General features: G+C 70.9%; 21 protein-coding genes and 1 pseudogene. 2 read left to right on the top strand and 20 right to left on the bottom strand.

Translation table 11 applies throughout. The features are described 5' to 3' along the window. Positions 1-31 precede the first annotated feature (31 nt). From J2S35_RS08260 to J2S35_RS08230, 7 genes are all read right to left on the bottom strand, one after another. On the bottom strand, positions 32-952 hold the full coding sequence (locus J2S35_RS08260; RefSeq protein ID WP_309852103.1) for an SseB family protein: 921 nt from the start codon (positions 950-952) through the stop codon (positions 32-34). Continuing rightward, on the bottom strand, positions 949-1,683 hold the full coding sequence (gene priA, locus J2S35_RS08255) for a bifunctional 1-(5-phosphoribosyl)-5-((5-phosphoribosylamino)methylideneamino)imidazole-4-carboxamide isomerase/phosphoribosylanthranilate isomerase PriA (RefSeq protein WP_309852099.1): 735 nt from the start codon (positions 1,681-1,683) through the stop codon (positions 949-951). Before priA ends, J2S35_RS08260 begins: the two co-directional genes overlap by 4 nt. 41 nt (positions 1,684-1,724) lie before the next feature. After that, on the bottom strand, positions 1,725-1,886 hold the full coding sequence (locus J2S35_RS08250; protein ID WP_309852096.1) for a hypothetical protein: 162 nt from the start codon (positions 1,884-1,886) through the stop codon (positions 1,725-1,727). Next, a complete protein-coding gene (hisH, locus tag J2S35_RS08245) occupies positions 1,883-2,524 on the bottom strand; it encodes an imidazole glycerol phosphate synthase subunit HisH (RefSeq protein WP_309852092.1) in 642 nt (213 codons plus the stop codon). The genes J2S35_RS08250 and hisH overlap by 4 nt, the downstream gene beginning before the upstream one ends. Continuing rightward, a complete protein-coding gene (gene hisB / locus J2S35_RS08240; protein ID WP_309852091.1) occupies positions 2,521-3,159 on the bottom strand; it encodes an imidazoleglycerol-phosphate dehydratase HisB in 639 nt (212 codons plus the stop codon). The genes hisH and hisB overlap by 4 nt, the downstream gene beginning before the upstream one ends. Continuing rightward, a complete protein-coding gene (locus tag J2S35_RS08235) occupies positions 3,156-4,358 on the bottom strand; it encodes a histidinol-phosphate transaminase (RefSeq protein WP_309852089.1) in 1,203 nt (400 codons plus the stop codon). The genes hisB and J2S35_RS08235 overlap by 4 nt, the downstream gene beginning before the upstream one ends. Positions 4,359-4,493: 135 nt before the next feature. After that, a complete protein-coding gene (locus tag J2S35_RS08230) occupies positions 4,494-4,877 on the bottom strand; it encodes a LysM peptidoglycan-binding domain-containing protein (protein ID WP_309852087.1) in 384 nt (127 codons plus the stop codon). A gap of 280 nt (positions 4,878-5,157) precedes the next feature. Between J2S35_RS08230 and lexA the strand changes: the two genes are divergently transcribed. Further along, on the top strand, positions 5,158-5,970 hold the full coding sequence (gene lexA, locus J2S35_RS08225; RefSeq protein WP_309852084.1) for a transcriptional repressor LexA: 813 nt from the start codon (positions 5,158-5,160) through the stop codon (positions 5,968-5,970). A 61-nt stretch (positions 5,971-6,031) separates the two neighbouring features. Here the strand turns inward: lexA and J2S35_RS08220 are convergent, their stop codons facing one another. Both J2S35_RS08220 and hflX read right to left on the bottom strand, forming a co-directional pair. Continuing rightward, positions 6,032-8,074: an ATP-dependent DNA helicase gene (locus tag J2S35_RS08220; protein WP_309852081.1), complete on the bottom strand. Its 2,043-nt coding sequence runs from the start codon at positions 8,072-8,074 to the stop codon at positions 6,032-6,034. 200 nt (positions 8,075-8,274) lie between these two features. Next, positions 8,275-9,882: a GTPase HflX gene (gene hflX, locus J2S35_RS08215; RefSeq protein ID WP_407649785.1), complete on the bottom strand. Its 1,608-nt coding sequence runs from the start codon at positions 9,880-9,882 to the stop codon at positions 8,275-8,277. Positions 9,883-9,990: 108 nt separating this feature from the next. On the opposite strand from hflX, the gene J2S35_RS08210 reads away from it, so the two are divergent. Continuing rightward, positions 9,991-10,710 (top strand): class I SAM-dependent methyltransferase, encoded by a 720-nt coding sequence (locus tag J2S35_RS08210; protein ID WP_309852076.1) that lies wholly within the window; start codon positions 9,991-9,993, stop codon positions 10,708-10,710. 85 nt (positions 10,711-10,795) lie between these two features. On the opposite strand, the gene J2S35_RS08205 is transcribed toward J2S35_RS08210, so the two are convergent. The 11 genes and pseudogenes from J2S35_RS08205 to J2S35_RS08160 form a co-directional block, all read right to left on the bottom strand. Beyond that, positions 10,796-11,848, bottom strand: coding sequence for a diaminopimelate epimerase (locus J2S35_RS08205; protein WP_309852074.1), 1,053 nt, complete (start codon positions 11,846-11,848; stop codon positions 10,796-10,798). A gap of 67 nt (positions 11,849-11,915) precedes the next feature. After that, positions 11,916-12,839, bottom strand: coding sequence for a tRNA (adenosine(37)-N6)-dimethylallyltransferase MiaA (miaA, locus tag J2S35_RS08200; protein WP_309852072.1), 924 nt, complete (start codon positions 12,837-12,839; stop codon positions 11,916-11,918). Next, positions 12,836-14,383, bottom strand: a complete 1,548-nt coding sequence (gene miaB / locus J2S35_RS08195; protein ID WP_309852069.1) for a tRNA (N6-isopentenyl adenosine(37)-C2)-methylthiotransferase MiaB — start codon at positions 14,381-14,383, stop codon at positions 12,836-12,838. Before miaB ends, miaA begins: the two co-directional genes overlap by 4 nt. A 35-nt stretch (positions 14,384-14,418) precedes the next feature. Beyond that, entirely contained in the window at positions 14,419-14,808 is a 390-nt protein-coding gene (locus tag J2S35_RS08190) for a RecX family transcriptional regulator (RefSeq protein WP_380084113.1), read from the bottom strand. Then, a pseudogene (locus J2S35_RS09945) lies at positions 14,809-15,036 on the bottom strand (hypothetical protein); the annotation flags it as partial. Further along, on the bottom strand, positions 15,033-16,085 hold the full coding sequence (recA, locus tag J2S35_RS08185) for a recombinase RecA (RefSeq protein WP_309852066.1): 1,053 nt from the start codon (positions 16,083-16,085) through the stop codon (positions 15,033-15,035). The gene recA and the pseudogene J2S35_RS09945, both read right to left, overlap by 4 nt. Positions 16,086-16,273: 188 nt before the next feature. Next, positions 16,274-16,495: a DUF3046 domain-containing protein gene (locus tag J2S35_RS08180; protein WP_309852063.1), complete on the bottom strand. Its 222-nt coding sequence runs from the start codon at positions 16,493-16,495 to the stop codon at positions 16,274-16,276. 138 nt (positions 16,496-16,633) lie between these two features. Then, a complete protein-coding gene (locus J2S35_RS08175) occupies positions 16,634-17,050 on the bottom strand; it encodes a helix-turn-helix domain-containing protein (protein ID WP_309852058.1) in 417 nt (138 codons plus the stop codon). A gap of 246 nt (positions 17,051-17,296) precedes the next feature. Continuing rightward, positions 17,297-17,878, bottom strand: coding sequence for a CinA family protein (locus J2S35_RS08170; protein WP_309852055.1), 582 nt, complete (start codon positions 17,876-17,878; stop codon positions 17,297-17,299). Next, on the bottom strand, positions 17,875-18,531 hold the full coding sequence (pgsA, locus tag J2S35_RS08165) for a CDP-diacylglycerol--glycerol-3-phosphate 3-phosphatidyltransferase (RefSeq protein WP_309852052.1): 657 nt from the start codon (positions 18,529-18,531) through the stop codon (positions 17,875-17,877). The genes J2S35_RS08170 and pgsA overlap by 4 nt, the downstream gene beginning before the upstream one ends. A 9-nt stretch (positions 18,532-18,540) precedes the next feature. Then, entirely contained in the window at positions 18,541-21,720 is a 3,180-nt protein-coding gene (locus J2S35_RS08160; RefSeq protein WP_309852049.1) for a DNA translocase FtsK 4TM domain-containing protein, read from the bottom strand. Positions 21,721-21,760 lie beyond the last annotated feature (40 nt).

Genomic DNA, 21,760 nt, shown 5'->3' with positions numbered 1-21,760 from the left:
GTGCTCAGCCTGTCCGCCAGCCGGCGCGCCGTCAGGCGGCGGGACCGGCGTTCAGGACTCTCAACGAGAGGGAGTCGGCCTTCTCGGCGACAATGCTCGAGCGCGCGATCTCCTGGGACACACGTTCCATGAGACGCGCCACTGCCTCCGCCGTCAAGCCACTGTGCACAAAAACTTGACACTGGAGCTCCGGGCCCGCTCCCCCGCCCCGGCGGGTGCCGCGGGGGCCCGTCGAGTCGACGCCGGCTCCCCTGGCAGGGCGAATCGCCGCCACCTCCGGGAACTGGGCGGCACAGGCCGCCAGGGCGTCCGAGACATCCGCCGAGTCGAAGGCCGGGGTCCACTCCTCGCCCTTGGCGAGCGCCCAGACAGCTGGTCGCCTCAGGACAAACTGGCCGTCGTCCTGCCCAGGGTCGATGACGAGCAGCGCGGCTCCGTCCTGCACGCACGACAGGGCGAGGCGGCGCGCGTCGAACGGCACGGGGCGAGCGTCCGACGCCCACTGCGCCACGAACGCCGAGTCCGTGAAGACGGGCAGGGCGCGGCGACCGTCGGGTGCGACGAGGGAGCAGATCGACATGTCGGCGGCCTTGTCCCCGGCGGCTGCGTCGTCGTGCGGATGAGACGACTGGGCACCCGGGTCCGGCGCGTGGTCCGCGCGGACCGCGACGAAGAGGCGCACGCCGGGCAGGGCCCGGGCGACCTCGGTCTCCTCCGCCTCGCCTGCACTCCAGCGAGCGAGGACGGAGGCGAAGGCGGGGTCAGCGCGGCCGTCGTCCTCGGGGTCCAGGGGACGAGAGTGCTCGAACGAGCGCCCGGCCCACGGCTGCCCCGCGGTGTCGGCGACGTTCTCGCCGCCTGCTATGCGGTTTTTCTGACGCTCAAGCGCGGCTGCGATGTGACCGGGCAGGGAGCGCGCCTCCTCGCCCCCGGGGCGCTCTGCCCCCGTCACGCGGGGCGGCCGGCGACGTCGAGCGCCTCCGGCAGGGTGAAGCGGCCGGCGTAGAGCGACTTGCCGAGGATGGCCCCTTCGAGCCCGCGCGGCACGAGCGTCGCCAGCGCCTCGATGTCCGCGAGGGACGAGATGCCCCCCGAGGCCACGACGGGCCTGTCCGTCACGTCGAGGATCGAGGCGAGCAGCTCGAGGTTCGGGCCGGTCAGCGTCCCGTCCTTCGTCACGTCGGTCACGACATAGCGCGCGCAGCCAGCATCCTCGAGGCGGCGCAGGACGTCCCAGAGGTCCCCGCCCTCGCGGGTCCACCCGCGGGCCGCGAGCGTCGTTCCGCGCACGTCGAGGCCCACGGCGATCTTGTCACCGTGAGCCTCAATGGCCCGCGCGGTCCATTCGGGGTTCTCGAGTGCGGCGGTGCCGAGGTTGACGCGCGTGGGGCCGAGCTCAAGGGCGGCTTCGAGGGAGGCGTCGTCGCGGATGCCGCCGGAGAGCTCGATCTTCACGCCGATCTCCGAGAGGACCTCCCCGATGACGGCGCGGTTGCTGCCTCGCCCGAAGGCCGCGTCGAGGTCCACGAGGTGGATCCACTCCGCCCCGTCCTGCTCCCACTGGCGCGCGGCGTCGAGCGGCGAGCCATAGGAGGTCTCGGAGCCGGCCTCCCCCTGAACGAGGCGGACGGCCTGACCGTCGGCGATGTCAACGGCGGGGAGAAGCTCTAGGTGGCGAGTCATGAGGGGCCTTTCTGGGTCGAGCACGAGAGACGGAGGGTGGGTCAGGAGGGGATCACGAGGTACGCGGCCACAAGGGACAGGCCCGCGAGGAGGAGCATGCAGATCCACGTCCAGCGCGGCAGCCCCTGCTGGCGGAGCGAGTACGCCCCGCCGAGGAGCACGCCGGCGAGGGCCATGAGGAGGACAGCGGGCGCGCCGTTCATGAGCGCAGGCTTTCGAGCCAGTTGCGCAGGAGAGCCAGACCGGCCTCGCCGGACTTCTCGGGGTGGAACTGGGTTGCGGTCAGGGGCCCGTTCTCCACGGCGGCGAGGAAGTCCCCGCCGTGCGTGCTCCACGTGACCGACGGCGGCTTCATGAGGGGCTGGGCGACGTCGAACTCCCAGCGCTGCACCCCGTAGGAGTGGACGAAGTAGAACAGCTCATCCTCAATGCCCTTGAAGAGCACCGTGTCCTCCGGCGGGCGAACTGCGTTCCACCCCATGTGGGGCACGACCTCGGCCTGGAGCCGCTCGACGACGCCCGGCCATTCGCCGAGCCCCTTCGCGGCGGTGCCGTGCTCCGAGCCTTCCTCGAACATGATCTGCATGCCGACGCAGACGCCGAGCACCGGGCGCCCGCCCGCCACTCGGCGGCCGATCATGCGGCCGCCGTGGACCGCGGTGAGCTGATTCATGACAGCCTCGAAGGCGCCCACGCCGGGGACGAACAGGCCGTCCGCGTTCTGCACGGCGTCTCGGTCCCGCGTCAGCGTGACCTGCGCGCCCACGTGCTCCAGGGCTCGGACGGCGGAGCGCACGTTCCCCGAGCCGTAGTCAAGGACGACGACGTCGGGCCGCCTCACAGTGCGCCCTTGGTCGAGGGGATCCCCGTGACGCGGGGGTCCGGTTCGATGGCGGCCCGGAGCGCACGGGCAAGGGCCTTGAACTGGGCCTCCACGATGTGGTGGGGGTCCCTGCCGCCGAGGACGGTCATATGGAGGCAGATCTGCGCGTGGAGGGTGATGGCCTCGAAGACGTGACGGGTCAGCGAGCCCGTGAAGTGGCCGCCGATGAGGTGATGCTCCAGGCCTGCCGGCTCGCCGCTGTGGACGAGGTAGGGGCGGCCGGAGATGTCGACGACGGCTGACGCGAGGGCCTCGTCCAGCGGCACGGCCGCCTGTCCGAACCGCGAGATCCCCCGCTTGTCCCCCAGCGCCTCTCGGAGCGCCTCCCCGAGGACAATGGCGACGTCCTCGACGGTGTGGTGAACGTCGATGTGCGTGTCGCCCGTGGCTTCGACGGTCATGTCGATGAGCGAGTGCTTGGACAGCGCCGTGAGCATGTGGTCGTAGAACGGCACGCTCGTGGAGATGGAGGACTGCCCGGTTCCGTCGAGGTCGAGGCTGAGCCTCACGTGGGACTCACTCGTGCGCCGCTCGATGGAGGCCGTGCGCCGGCCGGTCTGCTGCTCCGTGCGCTGGGGTGTCGGGGAGGTCATCGGGTGGTGTCCTTTGCGATGTCAGGAGTGGGTGAGTCTGTGGCGGGCGGTTCCGCCGAGGCCCCGTTCCCGGCGGGCAGGACGTGTTCGGGGGCGAGGCGGCGCATCGCTGTGAGGAAGGCGTCCGTCTCCTCACGGGTTCCAGCGCTGACGCGGAGCGAATTCGGGATGCCGACGTCTCGGATGAGGATGCCGTCGTCGAGCAGCGCCTCGAACAGCGCCTGGGAGTCGCGGACGCCCGTGAAGAAGACGAAGTTCGCGTCGGAGACGGCCGGGGAGAAGCCCAGCTCTCGGAGGGTGGCCTCGATCCGGTCCCGTTGGGCCCGGATGTCGTCGACGGTTGCGAGGAGGTCCTCGGCGTGAGCGAGAGCCCCCAGCGCCACCGCCTGGGTCACGGCGGAGAGGTGGTAGGGCAGCCGGACCAGTTGGAGGGCGTCGACGACGTGAGGGGCAGCGGCGAGGTAGCCGAGGCGCGCGCCGGCGAGGCCGAAGGCCTTGCTCATGGTCCGGGTGACGATGAGCCGCTCCCGGCCCTTCAGGAGCCGCAGGGCGCTGCGCGTGGAGTCGCGGGCGAACTCCGCGTAGGCCTCGTCAACGACGATCATGGTCCGGTACGGCTCGCTCGCCTCGTAGAGGGCCTCGATGACGTCAGGCCCAAGGGCCGTGGCGGTCGGATTGTTCGGCGAGGCGAGGAAGACCACGGCCGGCTCGGCCTCGGCAAGCTGCTCGAGGGCAGATTCCTGCGTGAGGCTGAAATCGGACCCCCGCGTTCCGGCCACGTAGTCCGTGTCCGTCCCCGCTGCGAGGAGCGGGTACATCGAGTATGTCGGGGTGAACGAGAGGAGGGCCCGGCCCGGACCGCCGAAGGTCTGGAGGATCTGCTGGAGAATCTCGTTGGAGCCATTGGCGGCCCAGACGTTCTCGTACGCGAGGTCAATGCCCTGGACCTGAGCGTTCAGGTAGTCCGCGAGCTCTGAGCGAAGCTCCACCGCATCCCTGTCTGGATACCGATTGAGCCCGCCCACAACACTGGCAACCTTGCCCACGATGGTCTCTTGGACCGCCTCCGGCAGGGGATGGGTGTTCTCGTTGACATTGAGCGCAAAGGGAACACTCTTCTGGGGTGCGCCGTAGGGCGACTTTCCCCTGAGGTTCTCCCGGAGGGGCAGGGCGGAAAGGGAATCTCGACGGTCGTTCACACGCACCAGCCTAGTCTTCCCCACGGACAGGCAGACCCTGTCACCGGGGCTTGAGACACCCCACCGAGATCCGGAGTGACGGAGTTCACGCACGCTGACCCGAGGATTGCCCCGGAGGACGCCCTCCTGCCGGGCCTACTTGAACAGGGGGACGCTCAGCTCCTGGCCAGGCTCAAGGGCGCTGGAAGCCAGCCCGTTGGCCTCGACGATCGCCGCAACGACCTCGCGCGGGTCCGTACCCGGGTTGGTGCGCTGGGCAACCTCCCACATAGACTCCCCCGGCTCGACGGTCACCACGGCGACGGACGGGGCTGCGCTCGTGGAGGCGTCGGCCTGAGTCGCCATGAACGAGCCGCCCACGATGAGGCCGAGGAGAAGCGCAAACAGCGGCAGTCCGACCAGGACGAAGCGGCCGCGCCGAGTCAGCCGGAGGGCCGAGGGCTTCGAGACGGAGACCTCGGGCTGGCGAGGGGAGACGGATGAACGCGATGAGACGGACGAGAGAGTAAGAGCGGACATGGCTGCAGATTCCTTTCCTGCGCTGGTCACCGATCCAGACGTTCTCGCTCCGGGCGGCGACTCGAACACACATTCGGCGATCGGGGGTGCGACGAGCTCCAAGAACCCGGCTGACTCGAACGCCTGTTCGATACATCAGTTCTAGCACCTATGTTCGAGGTGTGTCCAGTGGTTGTCGAAACTATGTTTGATTCCCCACATCTCAGCGCCTAAGCTGGGCTGTAGAAGAACTCACGATCCACTCAACACGGAGGGGTGGACACGATAAGGAGACGCGCAGATGACCACTGGCCGGGCGCCGGAACTGACCCCCACTCAGCGCGCGGTCATGGAGTGCGTAGAAGCGTTCCATGCGGAGAACGGCTACGCACCCTCACTGCGTGACATCGGCAAGGTCACGGGCCTCACGTCCACGTCCTCCGTGAACTACCAGCTCAAGCGCCTCGTGGAGCTCGGCTACATCCGCCGCCCCGAGAACCGCCCGCGCTCGATCGAAATCCTTCGCCCCGTCTCGGGGCAGCGGGCCACGGCGTCAGCGCCTGATTCGTCCGTGCAGGATCACGCCTCGGCGGGGGCGCCGCAGGCGGGCTCCCTGGCACGGGAAGGATCACCCGCCGCAGCCGCGTCGTCGGCCTCGCAGGAGGCGAACGGCGCCTCAGGCGCCGCCGACATCGCGGGCCTCGCACCCGTGACCCCGCTCCAGGCGCGGGAGGACAGTACGAGCGTCGGAGTGCCGCTGGTCGGACGCATCGCCGCCGGCGGGCCGATCCTCGCCGAACAGGACATCGAGGACATCGTCACGCTGCCGCGCAGCATCGTGGGCCAGGGCGAGCTCTTCATGCTCAAGGTCCGCGGAGACTCGATGGTGGACGCCGCGATCTGCGACGGGGATCTCATCGTGGTTCGCCGCCAGAACACGGCCATGAACGGCGACATCGTCGCGGCGCTGCTCAACGACGAGGCCACCGTCAAGACCTTCCGCCAGCGGGACGGCCACACGTGGCTGCTGCCCCAGAACTCGCAGTACGAGCCCATCCTCGGTGACCATGCGGTCATCATGGGCAAGGTCGTCTCGGTGCTCCGCGCCCTCTAGCCTCAGCCCGTCTGGCCTCCGCGCCCGCTCGCCTCCGCGCAGCGGGCTTCGGGAGCGGCCGCTAGGCTCCGTCGTCGTCCCGGAGGCGCGCCAGCGCCCCCTCAGCCACCTCGAGCTTCTCGGTGCGCCACAGGGGCGGGAGGCTGCGCAGGAGGAACCCGCCATAGCGCTCCGTGGCGAGGCGGGAGTCCAGAACGGCCACCACCCCGCGATCGTCCGTCGAGCGGATGAGCCGGCCCACGCCCTGGGCCAGGCGGATCGCCGCACTCGCCGCCGCGACCCCCATGAACCCGTTGCCGCCCGCCTGCGTGATGGCACGGGAGCGAGCCGTGGCGAGGGGGTCGTCGGGCCGCGGGAACGGGATCCGATCAATGACGACGAGCCGGCACCCGCGCCCGGGCACATCCACGCCCTGCCACAGCGTCATCGTGCCGAAGAGGCACGTCGACTCGGTCTCGGCGAACTCCTTGATGAGCGCCGCCGTGGCGCCGTCACCCTGGCACAGCACCTCGAAGTCGACGCGCTCGCGCACCCACTCGGCCGCCTCCTGGGCCGCGCGCTTCGAGGAGAAGAGGCCCAGTGCCGCCCCGCCGGAGGCCGTGATGAGGCGCAGCAGCTCCTCGCGCGTCTCGGGGGCCGCGTGCATGCCGGGCTTCGGCAGGTGCCGCGGCGTATAGAGGATGCCTTGCCTTTCGTAGGCAAAGGGGGATCCGACGTCGAGCTCCGCGTGAGAAGGCGCGTCCGGCCCAGCCAGACCGAGGTCGCCGGCCACCGCGTCGAAGCGGCCCCCGAGGGCCAGCGTGGCGCTCGTGAGAATGACGGTCTTGTCCTCGAAGAGGCCCTCGCGCAAGCGCATGGCCACGGAGACGGGCGCCACGTTGAGGGTGGCCTCCGCGTTGCGATCACGCGAGTACCCCTGGCCGGGCGTGAACTCGCTGGGCCTGGTGACCCAGGCGATCTCGCCTGAGTCGGCGGCGCCGATGAGCCGTTCGGCCGCCTGGAAGACGTCCTGGACGCGGGATCGGGCCAGCTGCGCGGCGGCGTCGGGGTCCTCGCCGGGACTGGGCTTCAGGTCGGAGAACGCGGCGCGCGCGGAGTCCCGGACCAGCTCCACCGCCCGGCCGAGGTTCGGGGTGAGGCCGCGGTGCAGGAGGCCCTCCTCCATGAGCGCGAGCTCGGCCTGGAGGGCCTCGGCCGCCCCGTTCATGGGCTCGTCGTCGACCTTCGCGGCCTTCCTGGCGGCACTCGCGGCGGCGGTGATCATCGCGGCGTTGAGCGTGCCGGTGACGGCGGCCGTGACGCGGTCCTGAAGCTCGTGGGCCTCGTCGACCACGACAACGCTGTGCTCGGGGAGCACCTGCATACCCTCGAACGCGGAGATCGCCAGCAGCGCGTGGTTCGTGATGACGATGTCCGCCTCCCCCGCCCTCTCCCGCGCGAGTTCACTGAAGCAGGCCTCGGCGAGCGGACACCGCTGCGCCCCAAGGCACTCTTGCGCCGTGACGGACACCTGCCGCCACGCCTTGTCGGACACGCCCGGCGTCAGCTCGTCCCGGTCTCCGGTGTCCGTGGTCTCTGCCCAGGCGCGCAGCCTCTGGACCTCCTGCCCCAAGCGGTCCGGTCCGGCGGAGAAGGTTGTGACGTTCGTGATCCGGGGCGCGGACGGGTGCGCGACCGCATGCTCGGCGGGGTCTTCGAAGAGGGGGTCTTGCTCGTCTTCCGGGTATCCGCCCTCGAGCTTGTTGAGGCATACGTAATTGGACCGGCCCTTGAGGAGGGCGACGTCCACGGGGCGGGCCAGGTGCGGCTCCACGGCGTCGAGCAGCCGCGGCACGTCCCGCCGGACGATCTGGGACTGGAGCGCCAGCGTCGCCGTCGCAATGACCATGGGGCCGTCCTCCCGCTGAGCGTGGGAGATGAGCGGCACGAGGTACCCGAGGGACTTTCCAGTGCCCGTGCCGGCCTGGACGAGCAGGTGCTCCTTGCGAGACAGCGCCCTGGCGACGGCCGCGGCCATCTCCTCCTGTCCCTCCCGCTGGGAGCCTCCGAGAGCCTTGACAGCAGCCCGGAGGAGGGTCAGGGCGCGCTCTTCGGGGGCAGGCATGGGTTACGGGCCTCATTCATCGGGGTCGGGAGACGGGTGGCGGGTGCGGACCTCTATTCAATCCCGCGGGCGCCCCGAGCCACAAGCGCGCAGGGGCCTTCCGCGAGTCGCCCCGAAGGGGCCGGATGCCGCCTCCCCGAGCCGGGCTCGCGGAGGCGGCATTCGGTGTCCCGCTCTCGCGCAGACGGAAGCCGCTGGCGCTACGTCGTGGGCGCGGCTTTCGTCTCGAATTCCTTGAGCGCGGCGGCGAGGGACTTCCGGACGCGGACGACGACGCGCGTGCCGTCCGCCAAGTGCTCCTGCTCGAGAATCTCGGAGTCGTCCTCATGCAGTCTCGCCAGGACCTGGCCCTGCGTGTACGGCACGAGCAGCTCCAGGGTCACGTCCGGGCGGGGAATGGACACCGAGATGAGCTCGAGCAGCTCGTCGATGCCCTCCCCCGTGCGCGCCGAGACGAGGATGCTGCGCGGCTCCTTCTGCCGCACGCGCTCAACGACGAACGGATCCGCCGCGTCCGCCTTGTTGAGAACGATGATCTCAGGGAGGGTGTGGGCGTCCACCTCGGCGAGGACCTGGCGCACGGCCTGGATCTGGCCCTCGGGGTCCGGGTGGGAGACGTCCACGACGTGCAGGATGAGGTCCGAGTCCGCGACCTCCTCAAGCGTGGAGCGGAAGGCCTCCACCAGCTGCGTGGGCAGGGAGCGAACGAACCCGACCGTGTCCGCGAGCGTGTACCCGATCCCGTCCGGGGTCTGCGTGTGGCGGACCGTGGGGTCGAGCGTCGCGAAGAGGGCGTTCTCCACGAGGACGCCTGCGCTCGTCAGCCGGTTGAGCAGGGAGGACTTGCCCGCGTTGGTGTAGCCGGCGATGGCGACGCTGGGAACCGAGTTGCGCCGACGGTTGGCCCGCTTGGCCTCGCGGGCCGGCTTCATGCCCTCGATCTCGCGCCGGAGCTTGGCCATGCGCGTGCGGATGCGTCGGCGGTCGAGCTCGATCTTCGTCTCACCCGGTCCGCGCGAGCCGATGCCGCCGCCCGCTGCGCCGACGCGGCCGCCGGCCTGGCGGGACATGGACTCTCCCCAGCCGCGCAGTCGCGGCAAGAGGTATTCGAGCTGAGCGAGCTCCACTTGGGCCTTGCCCTCGCGGGACTTGGCGTGCTGGGCGAAGATGTCGAGGATGAGCGCGGTGCGGTCGATGACCTTGACCTTGACCACATCCTCTAGAGCGCGGCGCTGTGACGGCGCCAGCTCGGCGTCGATCACGACTGTGTCCGCGCCCGTGGCCGCAACGATGTCCTTGAGCTCCTCCGCCTTGCCGGAGCCGAGGAAGGTGCCCGGGTCCGGCTTGGTGCGGCGCTGGACGATCCCGTCCATGACCTCGGAGCCCGCCGTCTCGGCGAGGGCGGCGAGTTCGAGGAGGGAGTTCTCGGCGTCCGCGAGGGTGCCTTCGGTCCAGAGCCCCGCGAGGACGACCTTCTCCAGGCGCAGCTGGCGGTACTCGACCTCGGTGACGTCCTCGAGCTCCGTGGAGAGCCCCGCGACTCGGCGCAGGGCGCGGCGTTCGGCGAGATCCGCCTGGTCGCCGTCTGACTCGGAGTGCTCGCGGTCAAGCTCACTCAGCGCGAGTGCGCGGCGAGATGCGAAGACGGAGCCGCGCGGGGCGTCCTCGGTGGCCAGGATGCGGTCGATGGGGTCGAGCGACGAGGCGCGGGGCGAGGATTCGCCTTGGCCCTGATCGGGGAGTTCCGCCACGGTGTCCTTTGCGTAGTGATGGTGTCGTGCGATTGACGCGCGAGTGCTACTTGCCATGCTATTCCTCCATCCCGCCGCCGGGTGCACCGGGCGTGGCCGGCCGGGGCGAAAAGTGATTGAGACAATTCTACCACTTCGGTGAAAGCGCGCCGATAGGATGGCCCCATGCCCGCCACACCCCGCGAGGGCCGCTCCGTGCCCCAGGCCCCGTCCCCCGCTCCGTCCGCACGTGCGCCCCATGCCCCGTCCGCGCAGACGCCCGCCCAAGATCACTACTTCACGGGCACTCCCGAGGGGCCGCTGCTCCGGAAGACCCTCACCGTGGAGCTCGCGGGGCGCACCGTCACGGTCACGACGGCGTCCGGCATCTTCTCGCCAGGAGGTGTGGACAAAGGCACCCAGGTGCTCCTGAAGAACGCCCCGTGGGGCCCGCTGATCCGCCCCGACGAGACGGTCCTCGACATCGGCTGCGGGTGGGGTCCCATCACCCTCACAGCGGGGCTCCACACGCCGGAGGCGCGCCTCGTCGCGGTGGACGTCAACGAGCGCTCACTGACCCTCGCGCGGGAGAACGCTTCAGCGCTGGGGCTCGCCCTCACGGCCGGCCTGCCGGAGGAGATCGACCCGGACCTGCGCTTCGAGCGGATCTACTCCAACCCGCCGATCCGCGTGGGCAAGGCCGTCCTTCACGACATCCTCCGCACCTGGCTCCCCCGGCTCGCACCTGGCGGAATGGCGTGGCTCGTGGTCCAAAAGAACCTCGGCTCCGACTCGCTCCAGGCGTGGATGGAGGCGGAGTTCGCCGGCGAGCTCGCCATCCGCCGCCACTCAACGGACAAGGGCTTCAGGATCCTCACGGCGGAGCGGACGACGACGGGCGGCTAGCGCCTGGCCCTCCCCCGCCCGGACGGGGCGGGCCGCCGTGGACCCCTGCCCGCCCCGCTGAGACGGGGCCGGCCGCCGTCGGCCCTCAGAGCGCCGCGGTCCCCGAGCCGACGATGACGGCCGGACCCGCGAGGACGGCGTGCTCCGCCCCGTTGCGCCCCGTCTGGAAGGAGACGCGCACGCGGCCTCCGGGCATCTCGACGATGTAGTCGCTCGGGGCCGCCTCCCCGCCCCACACGCGCGTCGCTGCCGCTGCTGCGGCCGCGCCCGTGCCGCAGGCCATCGTCTCACCGACGCCGCGCTCGACGACACGCATGCGGAACTCGCCCACCCCGCTGAGGTCCGAGTGGTCCGCAGGGACAACGAACTCCACGTTGCTCCCGTTGTCCGGCCGGGGCTCAACGTGGGGGGCCTGCGAGAGGATGAGGGCCTCAAGCTCCTCGTCGCGGGCGAGAGCCACGACGGTGTGGGGGTTGCCCATGTCCACGGAGAGGGCGGGCCTCGGGACGTCCAGACCGGCCGTCGTCACGAGGCTGTCCGAGACCGAGTCGGAGCCGGCCGGCAGCGTCCACGGCCCGAGGTCCACCGCATAGTAGGCCACCTCGCCGAGCTGGACGGACGCCTCGCCGGCAGGCACGCGGGCGCCTGTGGCATCGTCCCCGGGCGCTCCGGCACCGGGGCCTGCCGGCTCCACCCGCGTGGCCGCACCGGTGTGGGCCTGCGCGGCCCGGGGATCCACAGCCGCCGGCGCCACCCGCGCCACGGCCTTGACCCCGGCGCGAGTCGCCACATGCATCGACTCGCCCTCGGCAAGTTCGGCGAGGCCAGCCTGGCGAAGGAAGTGGACGAACACGCGCACCCCGTTGCCGCACATCTCCGCGACGGACCCGTCCGCGTTGCGGTAGTCCATGAACCACTCGGCGCGGGGGTCCGCCTCCACCAGGTCCTGGACCTCCGGGACGTTCTCCGTGCGCACAGCCCGGATGAAGCCGTCCCCGCCGATGCCCGTGCGGCGGTTGCACCAGCGCGCGACATCCGCCGCAGAGACGTCGAGGCGCCCCTCCGGGTCCGAGAGAAGAACGAAGTCGTTGCCGGTTCCGTGCCCCTTGGAGAAGGCCTGAAGATTCGCGTGGGTCATGAGAGTCAGCCTATAGGGAACGGCGCGCCAGCGGCCTGAATGACGCCGGGCCCAGGCCCGTTCCGCGCTAGGCAGCCCCCGTGGCCCAGGCGGCGGCGCGTGCCTCCCGCTCGCGGGACTCGGCGGGCAACCAGAGGACCCTCGGGTCCGCGCGGAACCACGTCTCCTGACGCCGCGCGAACTGCCTCGTCTTGACGAGCGTCTCGGCCGCCGCCTCGTCCCGAGTCATCCCACCCTGGAGCACCGCGAGCGCCTGGGCGTATCCGATGGCCCGCGCCGCCGTCTTCGTCCGCGAGAGGCCCCGTTCCTCGAGCCGCTCCGTCTCCTCGATGAGCCCGTCCGCCATCATCCGGCCGATGCGACGCTCGAGACGCTCGTGAAGCGTGGCCCGGTCCATGCTCAGCCCGATCTGCACCGCCGGCGCAGCGTAGCGCCGCTCCGGCATGAACGAGGAGAACGGCCGCCCCGTGAGCTCCACGACCTCGAGGGCACGGATGATGCGCCGCGCGTCCTTGACGGCCGTGGCCGAGACGGGATCAGCCTCCGCGAGCCGGACACGGAGCGCCTCAAGCCCGTCTTCCTCTGCCTCAGCCTCGAGACGCGCCCGCACGGCGGGGTCAGTCGGAGGGAACTCGATGACATCGAGCACAGCCCGCGTGTACAGGCCCGAGCCGCCCACGAGGATCGGCCTCTTGCCCCGCCCTTGGATGTCGCGAATGGCCTGACGTGCGGCGTCCCGGAACACGGCGACACTCGCCTCCTCGTGGAGGTCGAGGACATCCAGCATGTGGTGCGGGAGGCCACGGCGCTCCCCCACGGGAACCTTCGCGGTCCCGATGTCCATGCCCCGGTAGAGCTGCATGGCGTCCGTGTTGACGATCTCGCCCCCCAGTCTCTCGGCGAGGTCCATCGCGAGATCGCTCTTCCCGGTCCCGGTGGCGCCCACAATGGCGACGACGGGCTCGGCTGGCGCCAGCACCGTCGTCGTCATGCTGAGGCGGACCCGCGCGGGGGCAGGGCCGGCATCCCCAGGGAGACGGCGCGCCCGGCCCCGTCCTGGCGAGGCGTGCCGGGTGTGACGGGGACGCCGCACGACTCGGCCTGGGCGCGGTCCCACGCGTCGCCGGCCCGGGTGCGACGCAGGCGGTAGTCCTCCGGGCGCGGATCGGACAGGAGGTGGAAGCCTGCCGCCTCGGTGATGGGCGCCGTCACCATGTCCCCGGGGCGCGGGGCCTCGCAGCCCTCCGGCACCCGAACGTGCACGAGCCGCTGATCCGGCGCGCGCCCGGCGAGGCGCCCCGTCTCGGCGCTCTTGCGGCCCGTGTCCGCGGTGATGAGCAGCTCGACGGTGCGGCCGACCTGGGCCTCGTTCTCCTCCCGAGAGATGCGGTCCTGCAGGGCGACGAGGCGCTCGTAGCGCTCCTGGACGACGGCCTTGGGCAATTGGTCTGGCAGCTCGGCCGCGGGAGTGCCCGGGCGCTTGGAGTACTGGAACGTGAAGGCGCTGGAGAAGCGGGAGGCCTCGACCACGCGCAGCGTCTCCTCGAAGTCCTCCTCCGTCTCGCCGGGGAAGCCGACGATGATGTCGGTCGTGATGGCGGCCTCAGGGATTCGCTCGCGGACGCGCTCGAGGATGCCGAGGAAGCGGGCAGAGCGGTAGGAGCGCCGCATGGCCTTGAGCACCCGGTCCGAGCCCGACTGCAGCGGCATGTGCAGCTGCGGCATGACGTTGGGCGTCTCAGCCATGGCGGCGATGACGTCGTCCGTGAACGCGGCGGGGTGCGGGGAGGTGAAGCGGACGCGCTCCAGCCCAGGGATCTCGCCACAGGCCCTCAGGAGTCGCCCGAACGCGAGGCGGTCTCCGAATTCCACCCCGTACGAGTTGACGTTCTGCCCGAGCAGCGTCACCTCGACGACGCCCTCCGCGACGAGGGCCTCGATCTCCGCGAGGATCTCGCCCGGGCGGCGGTCCCGCTCCTTGCCGCGGAGGCTCGGAACGATGCAGAAGGTGCACGTGTTGTTGCAGCCGACGGAGATGGACACCCATCCCGAGTGTGTGGACTCGCGCTTGGTCGGCAGGGTCGAGGGGAAGACGTCCAGGGACTCGAGAATCTCCACCTGGGCGCGGCGGTTGTGCCGGGCGCGCTCCAGCAGGACCGGCAGCGAGCCGACGTTGTGGGTCCCGAAGACGACATCCACCCAGGGCGCCCGCTCCGCGATGGCAGCCTGGTCCTTCTGCGCGAGGCAGCCGCCGACGGCGATCTGAAGGTCCGGCCTGCGCTCCTTCTCCGGGGCGAGGAGGCCGAGGTGCCCGTACAGCTTGTTGTCGGCGTTCTCCCGGACTGCGCAGGTGTTGAAGACGACGACGTCGGCGAGGCCCTCCTTGACCGGGACCAGACCGGCCTCTTCGAGCAGCCCGGACATGCGCTCGGAGTCGTGGACGTTCATTTGGCAGCCAAACGTCCGCACGTCGTAGGTACGCGGGCGAGCCTGCCCAGCGGGGGCGGCAGGGGTTTCGGTCACAGAGGAAGTCACCGTTCAAGTCTAGTCAGCTGGGTCCAGCCCGAAGCCTAGCGAAGGGCCTCGAGCTCGGCGTCGAGGGCGCGGCGGGCCCACTCGAAGGCGCGCGAGGGCGAGTGCCCCTTGCGGGCCACGGCCGCGACGATGCTGCGCAGCGCCTTGTCCCGCCCCGCCCGCTCTTCCAGGGCCGAGGCCCCGATCCTTCGGACTGCGGCTCGTGCCTTGACGCGGGCCAGCTCCTCCCCTTGGGACTCCTCGGTCTCGGGCGGCAGTTCAGCGGCCAGCGCGGCCTCGATCACTGCCGCCGCCACGCCTTTGCGGCGAAGCTCTTCTCGCAGGGCCGTGGCGCCAACCATTTTCAGGCGGGAGCGTTCGGCCACCCAGACGCGGGCAAAGCGGGCGTCGTCGATGAGTCCGACGTCCTCGTAGCGGTCCAGCACGTGGGCGACGACGTCAGCCGGGATGTCTTCGCCCAGGAGCTTGGTCTCCAGCTGTGAGCGGGTCCGGGGCGCGGCGTTCAGCGACCGCGTGGCGGACTGCCGCGCTGCTTCAGCAGCCTGCTCCCACGCGAGATCCCGCTCCCCGGGGCCGTTCTTCTCGAGAGCCTCGAGCGCCTGGCGAAGGCGGGCGAGCCGGTCAGGGCCCGCCGCGCCATCTGCGGGGCTCAGAAGGACGCGCCTTCCGGCGTCTGTGCCCCGGCGCCTTCCGGCTGGGCGGCGGGGGCGTCGATGCCCACGGTCTCGCGAATGCGCCGCTCGATCTCGGCGGCCAGCTCGGGGTTGTCCTTGAGGAAGTTGCGGGCCTTCTCCTTGCCCTGGCCGAGCTGGTCCCCCTCATAGGTGAACCACGCACCGGACTTCCGGACGATGTTGTGCTCCACGCCCAGGTCCAGCAGGCCGCCCTCGCGAGAAATGCCGTGGCCGTAGAGGATGTCGAACTCGGCCTGCTTGAACGGCGGAGCCATCTTGTTCTTGACGATCTTGGCGCGCGTGCGGTTGCCGACCGCGTCCGTGCCCTCCTTGAGGGTCTCGATCCGGCGGACGTCGATGCGCACCGAGGCGTAGAACTTCAGCGCCTTGCCGCCCGTGGTGGTCTCCGGGGAGCCGAAGAAGACGCCGATCTTCTCACGGAGCTGGTTGATGAAGATGGCCGTGGTCTTGGTCTGGCTCAGGCGGCCAGTGATCTTGCGCAGGGCCTGTGACATGAGGCGCGCCTGGAGACCAACGTGGGAGTCTCCCATCTCACCCTCGATCTCCGCCTTGGGGACCAGGGCGGCGACGGAGTCGATGACGACGATGTCCAGCGACCCGGAGCTGACGAGCATGTCCATGATCTCAAGCGCCTGCTCGCCCGTGTCCGGCTGGGAGACGAGGAGGGCGTCCGTGTCCACGCCGAGCTTCTTGGCGTACTCCGGGTCAAGGGCGTGCTCGGCGTCGATGAAGGCCGCAATGCCGCCATTGCGCTGTGCGTTGGCCACCGCGTGGAGGGCGACGGTGGTCTTGCCGGAGGACTCCGGCCCGTAGATCTCGACGACGCGGCCACGCGGAAGCCCGCCAATGCCGAGGGCGATGTCCAGCGCGATGGAGGACGTGGAAATGGTCTCGATCGGCGCGCGCGTCTCCTCGCCAAGGCGCATGACCGAGCCCTTGCCGAACTGCTTGTCGATCTGCGCGAGAACTGTCTCCAGCGCCTTCTCGCGGTCCATTCCTGCTGCCATGGGACTCCCCCTGCTTCTGGTTGCCCCGCGGAGGCGGGGACGTCAATTCGATTCGCACTCAACGCTATAAGTAGCCCTGGACACGATGAGCGCACACGGCCCAAACGTGGACAACTGGCGCTCTGAAGTCCAACTATAGCGCGGATCGAACACGTGTTCGATACCGGGGCGTCCCCCGGCGCGCCGCCCTACCTGCGCGGAGGGCGATCCTTGCCGAGACGGCGCTCCACGGGCACGTCCTGCTGCTCGCACAGGGCCATCCAGACGTCGCGGGGGTCACGGCCGGCGGCCAAGGCGTCGTCGGCCGTCAGCCCGCCCACCCCGGCGAGGTGGACGCTGGCGCGAACATGCGCGCCATAGGCCACGCCGAACTCGTCGGCCACCAGGCGCTGAAAATCGCTTCGCCTCACGGCTCCTCCTTGCCACCGCACTCGTGCGGCGTTCGCGGGTCAGGGCACTGAAAAGGCCCCCCGGCTCAGCCTAGGGGCCTGTCAGTGCCATGTGGTCCGCCGCCCCGTCTCGCGGGCCGGCGGCCTGGTGGGTGGCCGCTACGCGGTCGTCGCGGCCTGGCGCCCGCCGTAGTTGCGAGCCATCTGATCCGGCACGGTGTCGGGGACGGTCATGCCGAGCGGGACGCCCTCCTGCAGCGCGATGCGATCCGACACGTCGCGGAGCAGGTTGGACATCGGGACGTCCAGCGCCTCCGCGATGGAGGCCAGAAGCTCGCTCGAGGCCTCCTTCTGGCCGCGCTCCACCTCGGAGAGGTACCCGAGGGACACGCGGGCGTCGTGGCTGACCTCGCGCAGGGTCCGGCCCTGGCGCTGACGGGATTCGCGGAGAACCTCGCCGATCTCGTGACGGAGGATGATCGCCTTGGGCTCTGCAGGCACCGCCGCACGCTCCTGCGGCATGCCCACATCTCGCCAACGAACGACGCCGTTCACGGACACGGGTTGCTTAGCCATGTGTGTGCTCACTCCTGTGCATTTCGTGGTGCCAGCCCCTGGGGGCTTCAGCGGCGAAAGCCGCTTGACTCTCCTCAACCGCGGGCGACGGCATTTCATTCCCGGTGGCGTTCCCCGCCCGGCTCTGAGCGAGGACGACTCAACTCCTGTTCGTCAAGCCTACCGGCTCGCCGTGCCGCTTGGCCCCGTCCCTGCGGGGTTCTCCGCTCATTCACGGCCAACTGACGGGCTCGGGACAGTGACCCCTCAGGATCGCCCTGCGGCGCCCCGCACGGCCTCCAGCAGGAGGGCCAGGGCGGCATCTGCCGCCCGTCGGCGCACCTCGGCCCGGTCACCCGGGAGGTCGACGACGCGCGGCTCCAGCCCCGTCGCGGCGAGCCACACGCGGCCCGCTGGCACGCCGTCCGCAGGTCCGGGCCCCGCGACCCCCGTCGTCGAGACCCCGAGGTTCGCGGCGAAGCGCTCCCGCGCCGCCTCCGCCATGCGCTCGGCCGTCCGCGGGTGGACCGGGCCGTCGTCGGCGAGGTCGTCGGCGTCGAGCCCGGCCACGGTCGCCTTGGTCTGTGTCGCATAGACGACGAATCCGCCGCGCAGCACCGCCGACGCGCCCGGCGTGTCAGCGATGCGCGCAGAGACGAGGCCGGCCGTCAGGGACTCGCATGCGGCCACCGTCAGTCCGGCCGCGGTGGCCTCGGCAACGAGAGCTTCAGAGAGACCCTCGGCCTCCATGGCCTCGTCAGGGCCCTGCTCCGCCGTGGACCCAGGAGCCCCGCCGGGGGCGGCCGTCGCCGCGGCCCCGAGCGGGAGGGAGACGCTGCCCCGGCTCATGCCCGCGAGGCGCCCCGGCCGCCCGGTGCCCGCCGCGAGGCGGCCACGAGCCGCGCCGCCTTGATGACGTAGTCCACGCCCGTCACCACGGTGACGATGAGGGCCGCCGCAACGACGATCATCGCCACGAGGTGCCACACCGGGTTGGCCGTGAAGGGAATGAGGAGCATGCCGAGACCCAGGGTCTGGAGCACCGTCTTGAGCTTGCCGCCCTTGGACGCGGCCATGACCCCATACCGGACCACGCCGAGGCGCATGAACGTAATGCCCCACTCCCGCACGAGGATGACGATGGTGATCCACCACGGAAGGTCCCCGAGCACGGAGAGGACGATCATCGCCGCCCCCGTGAGCGCCTTGTCGGCGATGGGGTCGGCGATCTTGCCGAAGTCCGTGATGAGGTTGCGCTTGCGGGCGATCTGCCCGTCCAGCATGTCCGTGTACATCGCCGCGGCGAAGAGCCCGAAGGCCACCCACCGCGCCGCCGCGTACTCAGGCGCGCCGTCCGCCCCCCGGTCCGCGAGGAGCGCCCAGACGAAGAACGGCACCATGACGATGCGGAGCATGGTCAGCACGTTCGGGAGGTTCCACACCTGCGAGCTGCGGGCGGGGTCCTGGGCAGGACGGGGCGTGTCAGCGGTGGGGTTCGTCACGCGCCCAGCCTACCGCCCCGTCAGGTCCCAGGCGTCGGTGCTCTCCTCCGCCTCGACCTCCTCGAGCCCTGCGGTGCGCGCGTCGAAGTCGCGGGCGACGGCGTCCGAGCCGTACGGATCGGCCTCCGCGTCCCGGGGCCCGGCGTGGTTGGCCGCCGCGTTCTCGGACAGCGCCTCCGCCTCTGCCCCCGCGCCGGTGCCGTTGATGGCGGCAAGGGTCGCGGCGAGGTCGTCTGGCTTGACGAGCACGTCGCGCGCCTTGGAGCCCTCTGTGGGGCCCACGACGCCACGGGACTCCATGAGGTCCATGAGGCGCCCCGCCTTCGCGAAGCCCACGCGGAGCTTGCGCTGAAGCATGGACGTGGAGCCGAACTGGCTCGTGACCACGAGCTCCACGGCCTGGAGGAGCAGGTCGAGGTCGTCGCCGATCTCCTCGTCGATCTGCTTGGCCGGGGCCTCGGCGGCGACGTCCTCCCGGTACTCGGCCTTCATCTGGCCCCGCACGTGCTCGACGACGCGCTCGATCTCCGACTCGTTCACCCACGCGCCCTGAACGCGCATCGGCTTGGAGGCGCCCATCGGCAGGAAGAGCGCGTCGCCCTGGCCGATGAGCTTCTCCGCGCCGGGCTGGTCGAGGACGACACGGGAGTCGGTCACGGAGGAGGTGGCGAACGCCATGCGGGACGGCACATTCGCCTTGATGAGGCCCGTGACGACGTCCACGGACGGCCTCTGGGTCGCGAGCACGAGGTGGATGCCGGCTGCGCGGGCGAGCTGGGTGATGCGCACAATCGAGTCTTCGACGTCCCGCGGCGCAACCATCATGAGGTCGGCGAGCTCGTCGACGATGACGAGGAGGTACGGGTAGGGACGCAGGACGCGCTTCGAGTCCGGCGGCAGGGTGACCTTGCCCGCGCGCACGGCCTTGTTGAAGTCGTCGACGTGCTTGAACCCGAACGCCGCGAGGTCGTCGTACCGGGTGTCCATCTCGCGCACGACCCACTGGAGGGCCTCAGCGGCCTTCTTGGGGCTCGTGATGATCGGCGTGATGAGGTGCGGCACGCCCTCGTAGGCGGTGAGCTCCACGCGCTTCGGGTCCACCATGACCATGCGGACCTCGTCGGGCGTCGCCCGCATAAGGATGGAGGTGATCATCGCGTTGACGAACGCGGACTTGCCCGCGCCTGTCGCGCCCGCGACGAGCATGTGCGGCATCTTCGCGAGGTTCGCCACAACGTAGCCGCCCTCGACGTCTTTGCCGACGCCCATGACCATGGGGTGCTCAGTCTTCCGCGCCACGTTGGAGCGCAGGACGTCGCCGAGGGAGACGGTCTCGCGGTCCGCGTTGGGGATCTCGATGCCAATGGCGGACTTGCCCGGGATGGGGCTGAGGATGCGCACGTCGGACGAGGCGACGGCGTACGAGATGTTCTTCGACAGCGCCGTGACCCTCTCCACCTTCGTGCCGGGCGCGAGCTCGATCTCGTACCGCGTGACGGTCGGGCCCCTCGAGAACCCGGTGACCTGCGCGTCCACCTTGAACTGCCTGAGCGTCTCGGTCAGGGCGTTGACGACCTGGTCGTTCGCCTCCGAGCGCTCCTTCGGCGCGGGGCCTGCGGGGAGGAACTCGGGGCTGGGGAGGACGTACGTCACCTCTCCGTCGAAGCTGAGCTGCTCGCTTCGTGCCGGCAGGGGCGCGGGGGCGGCCGGCGCGGAGACGGCGGCGAGCGCCGTGGTCGCCACGTCGTCGGGTGCGGACGACGACGCAGCCGCGGCGCCCTGCCCCGCGGGCCCGTCGAGCCCCTGCTGGCGGCGGAGCGCCTGGGTGGCGAGCTCGTCGCGGGTCGGTCGGCGCACGCCCGGGGGCACTGCAGCCTCATGGGAGTCAGCGGGGCCGGCGGGGGCGGGCTCAGCGGAGACCTCGCTCGCGGCGGCACCGAAGGCGCTCCGCTCGGCGACGTCCCCGAGGGGGTCCCGCTCGGTGCGGGCGCCATCGTGCGGCTGGGCGTCATCGGCCGGGGCGGCCCGGTGCGAGCCCGAGTGCACGCGGCCCTCCTCCGGGTCCTCGGGGAAGACTTCGGCGGCATCGAACGGGAGGCCGTGGGCGGGAGCCGGCTCCTCGGCCGGGCGCTCCGCGTCGAAGAACACGGGGGTTCGCTTGTCCCCGCGGCGTGAGGCCGCCGTGCGCCGCCCCTCCACGGCCTCGCGGGCGGCATCGTCGTCGTGCGGTCCGGAGCCGAGGCGCCGGTCCTCCGCGCGCTCCACCATGGCCGCCGAATCGAAGGCGCGCGTCCGCGACTCACTGCCCTCCTCCCCTGAGCCGGAGGCGTCCCGCCCGCCGAAGATCCGCGAGAGGAGGCTCTGCCGGCGCGCGGGCGGCTCGCTCGGGTGCCCGGTGTGCTGGTCAAGGTAGGACTGGTCGTGCTCGGGGGCGGTGACGTCCACGCCGCTGGCCTTCTTGGGGCCGCGCGGGTCCTCGCCCATGAGGCGGTGAACCGCCTGGGAGATGCGGAAGGGGACGTGGCGCACGGGCGTGGCCGTCAGGATGAGGAGGCCGATGAGCCCGACGGCCACCATGAGGATGCCCGTGAGAATCGGCGTGATGACGGCCGCCGGTGCGCCGCCCGCCAGGCCGCCGAGGAGTCCGCCCGCGTCCGCCGCCGCCGGGGAGAGCAGCGCAGGGACGCCCTTGACGACGTCCAGGAAACCGCAGGCCGCCACGAGGATGACGAACTCGCCGATGGCGATGCGCGTGTTCGCGCGGTGGTCGACGGGGTGCCGGAAGAGGCGCCAGGCGTTGAGGCCGAGGCCGATCGGCAGCAGCACAGTGCCGAGCCCGAAGAGTGTTGCGAGGACGCCCCGGAGCCAGGCGAAAAGGGCGAGATCGCTCCCCCACCAGGACGCGACGGCCACGAAGACCGCGCACAGGAGAAGGAAGAAGCCCGTCCCGTCCCGGCGCTCGGCCTTGGGGACCCGCAGGTTGACCCCGAGCTGGCGCACAAGCGCGCCCGTGGGCGCCGCGAGCACCATCCACGCCGCATAGAGCACGCGGGCTGCGGCCGACGTCTCCTCGGGAGGTTCGGCGGCTGTGCGAGAGCGGGGGGAGGCAGCGGCAGAGGACTTCTTTTTGACGTTGGACGTCTTGGTGGTTCGGCCTTGCTGCGACCGGGAGGAAGAACTGGTCGGCATGATCTCCAAACTACCAGTCGCGCGTGTGAGGCGCCCGAGA

The organism is Falsarthrobacter nasiphocae, from assembly GCF_031456275.1.
Lineage (GTDB): Bacteria > Actinomycetota > Actinomycetes > Actinomycetales > Micrococcaceae > Falsarthrobacter > Falsarthrobacter nasiphocae.
This window is presented reverse-complemented; position numbering and strand designations above follow the sequence as displayed.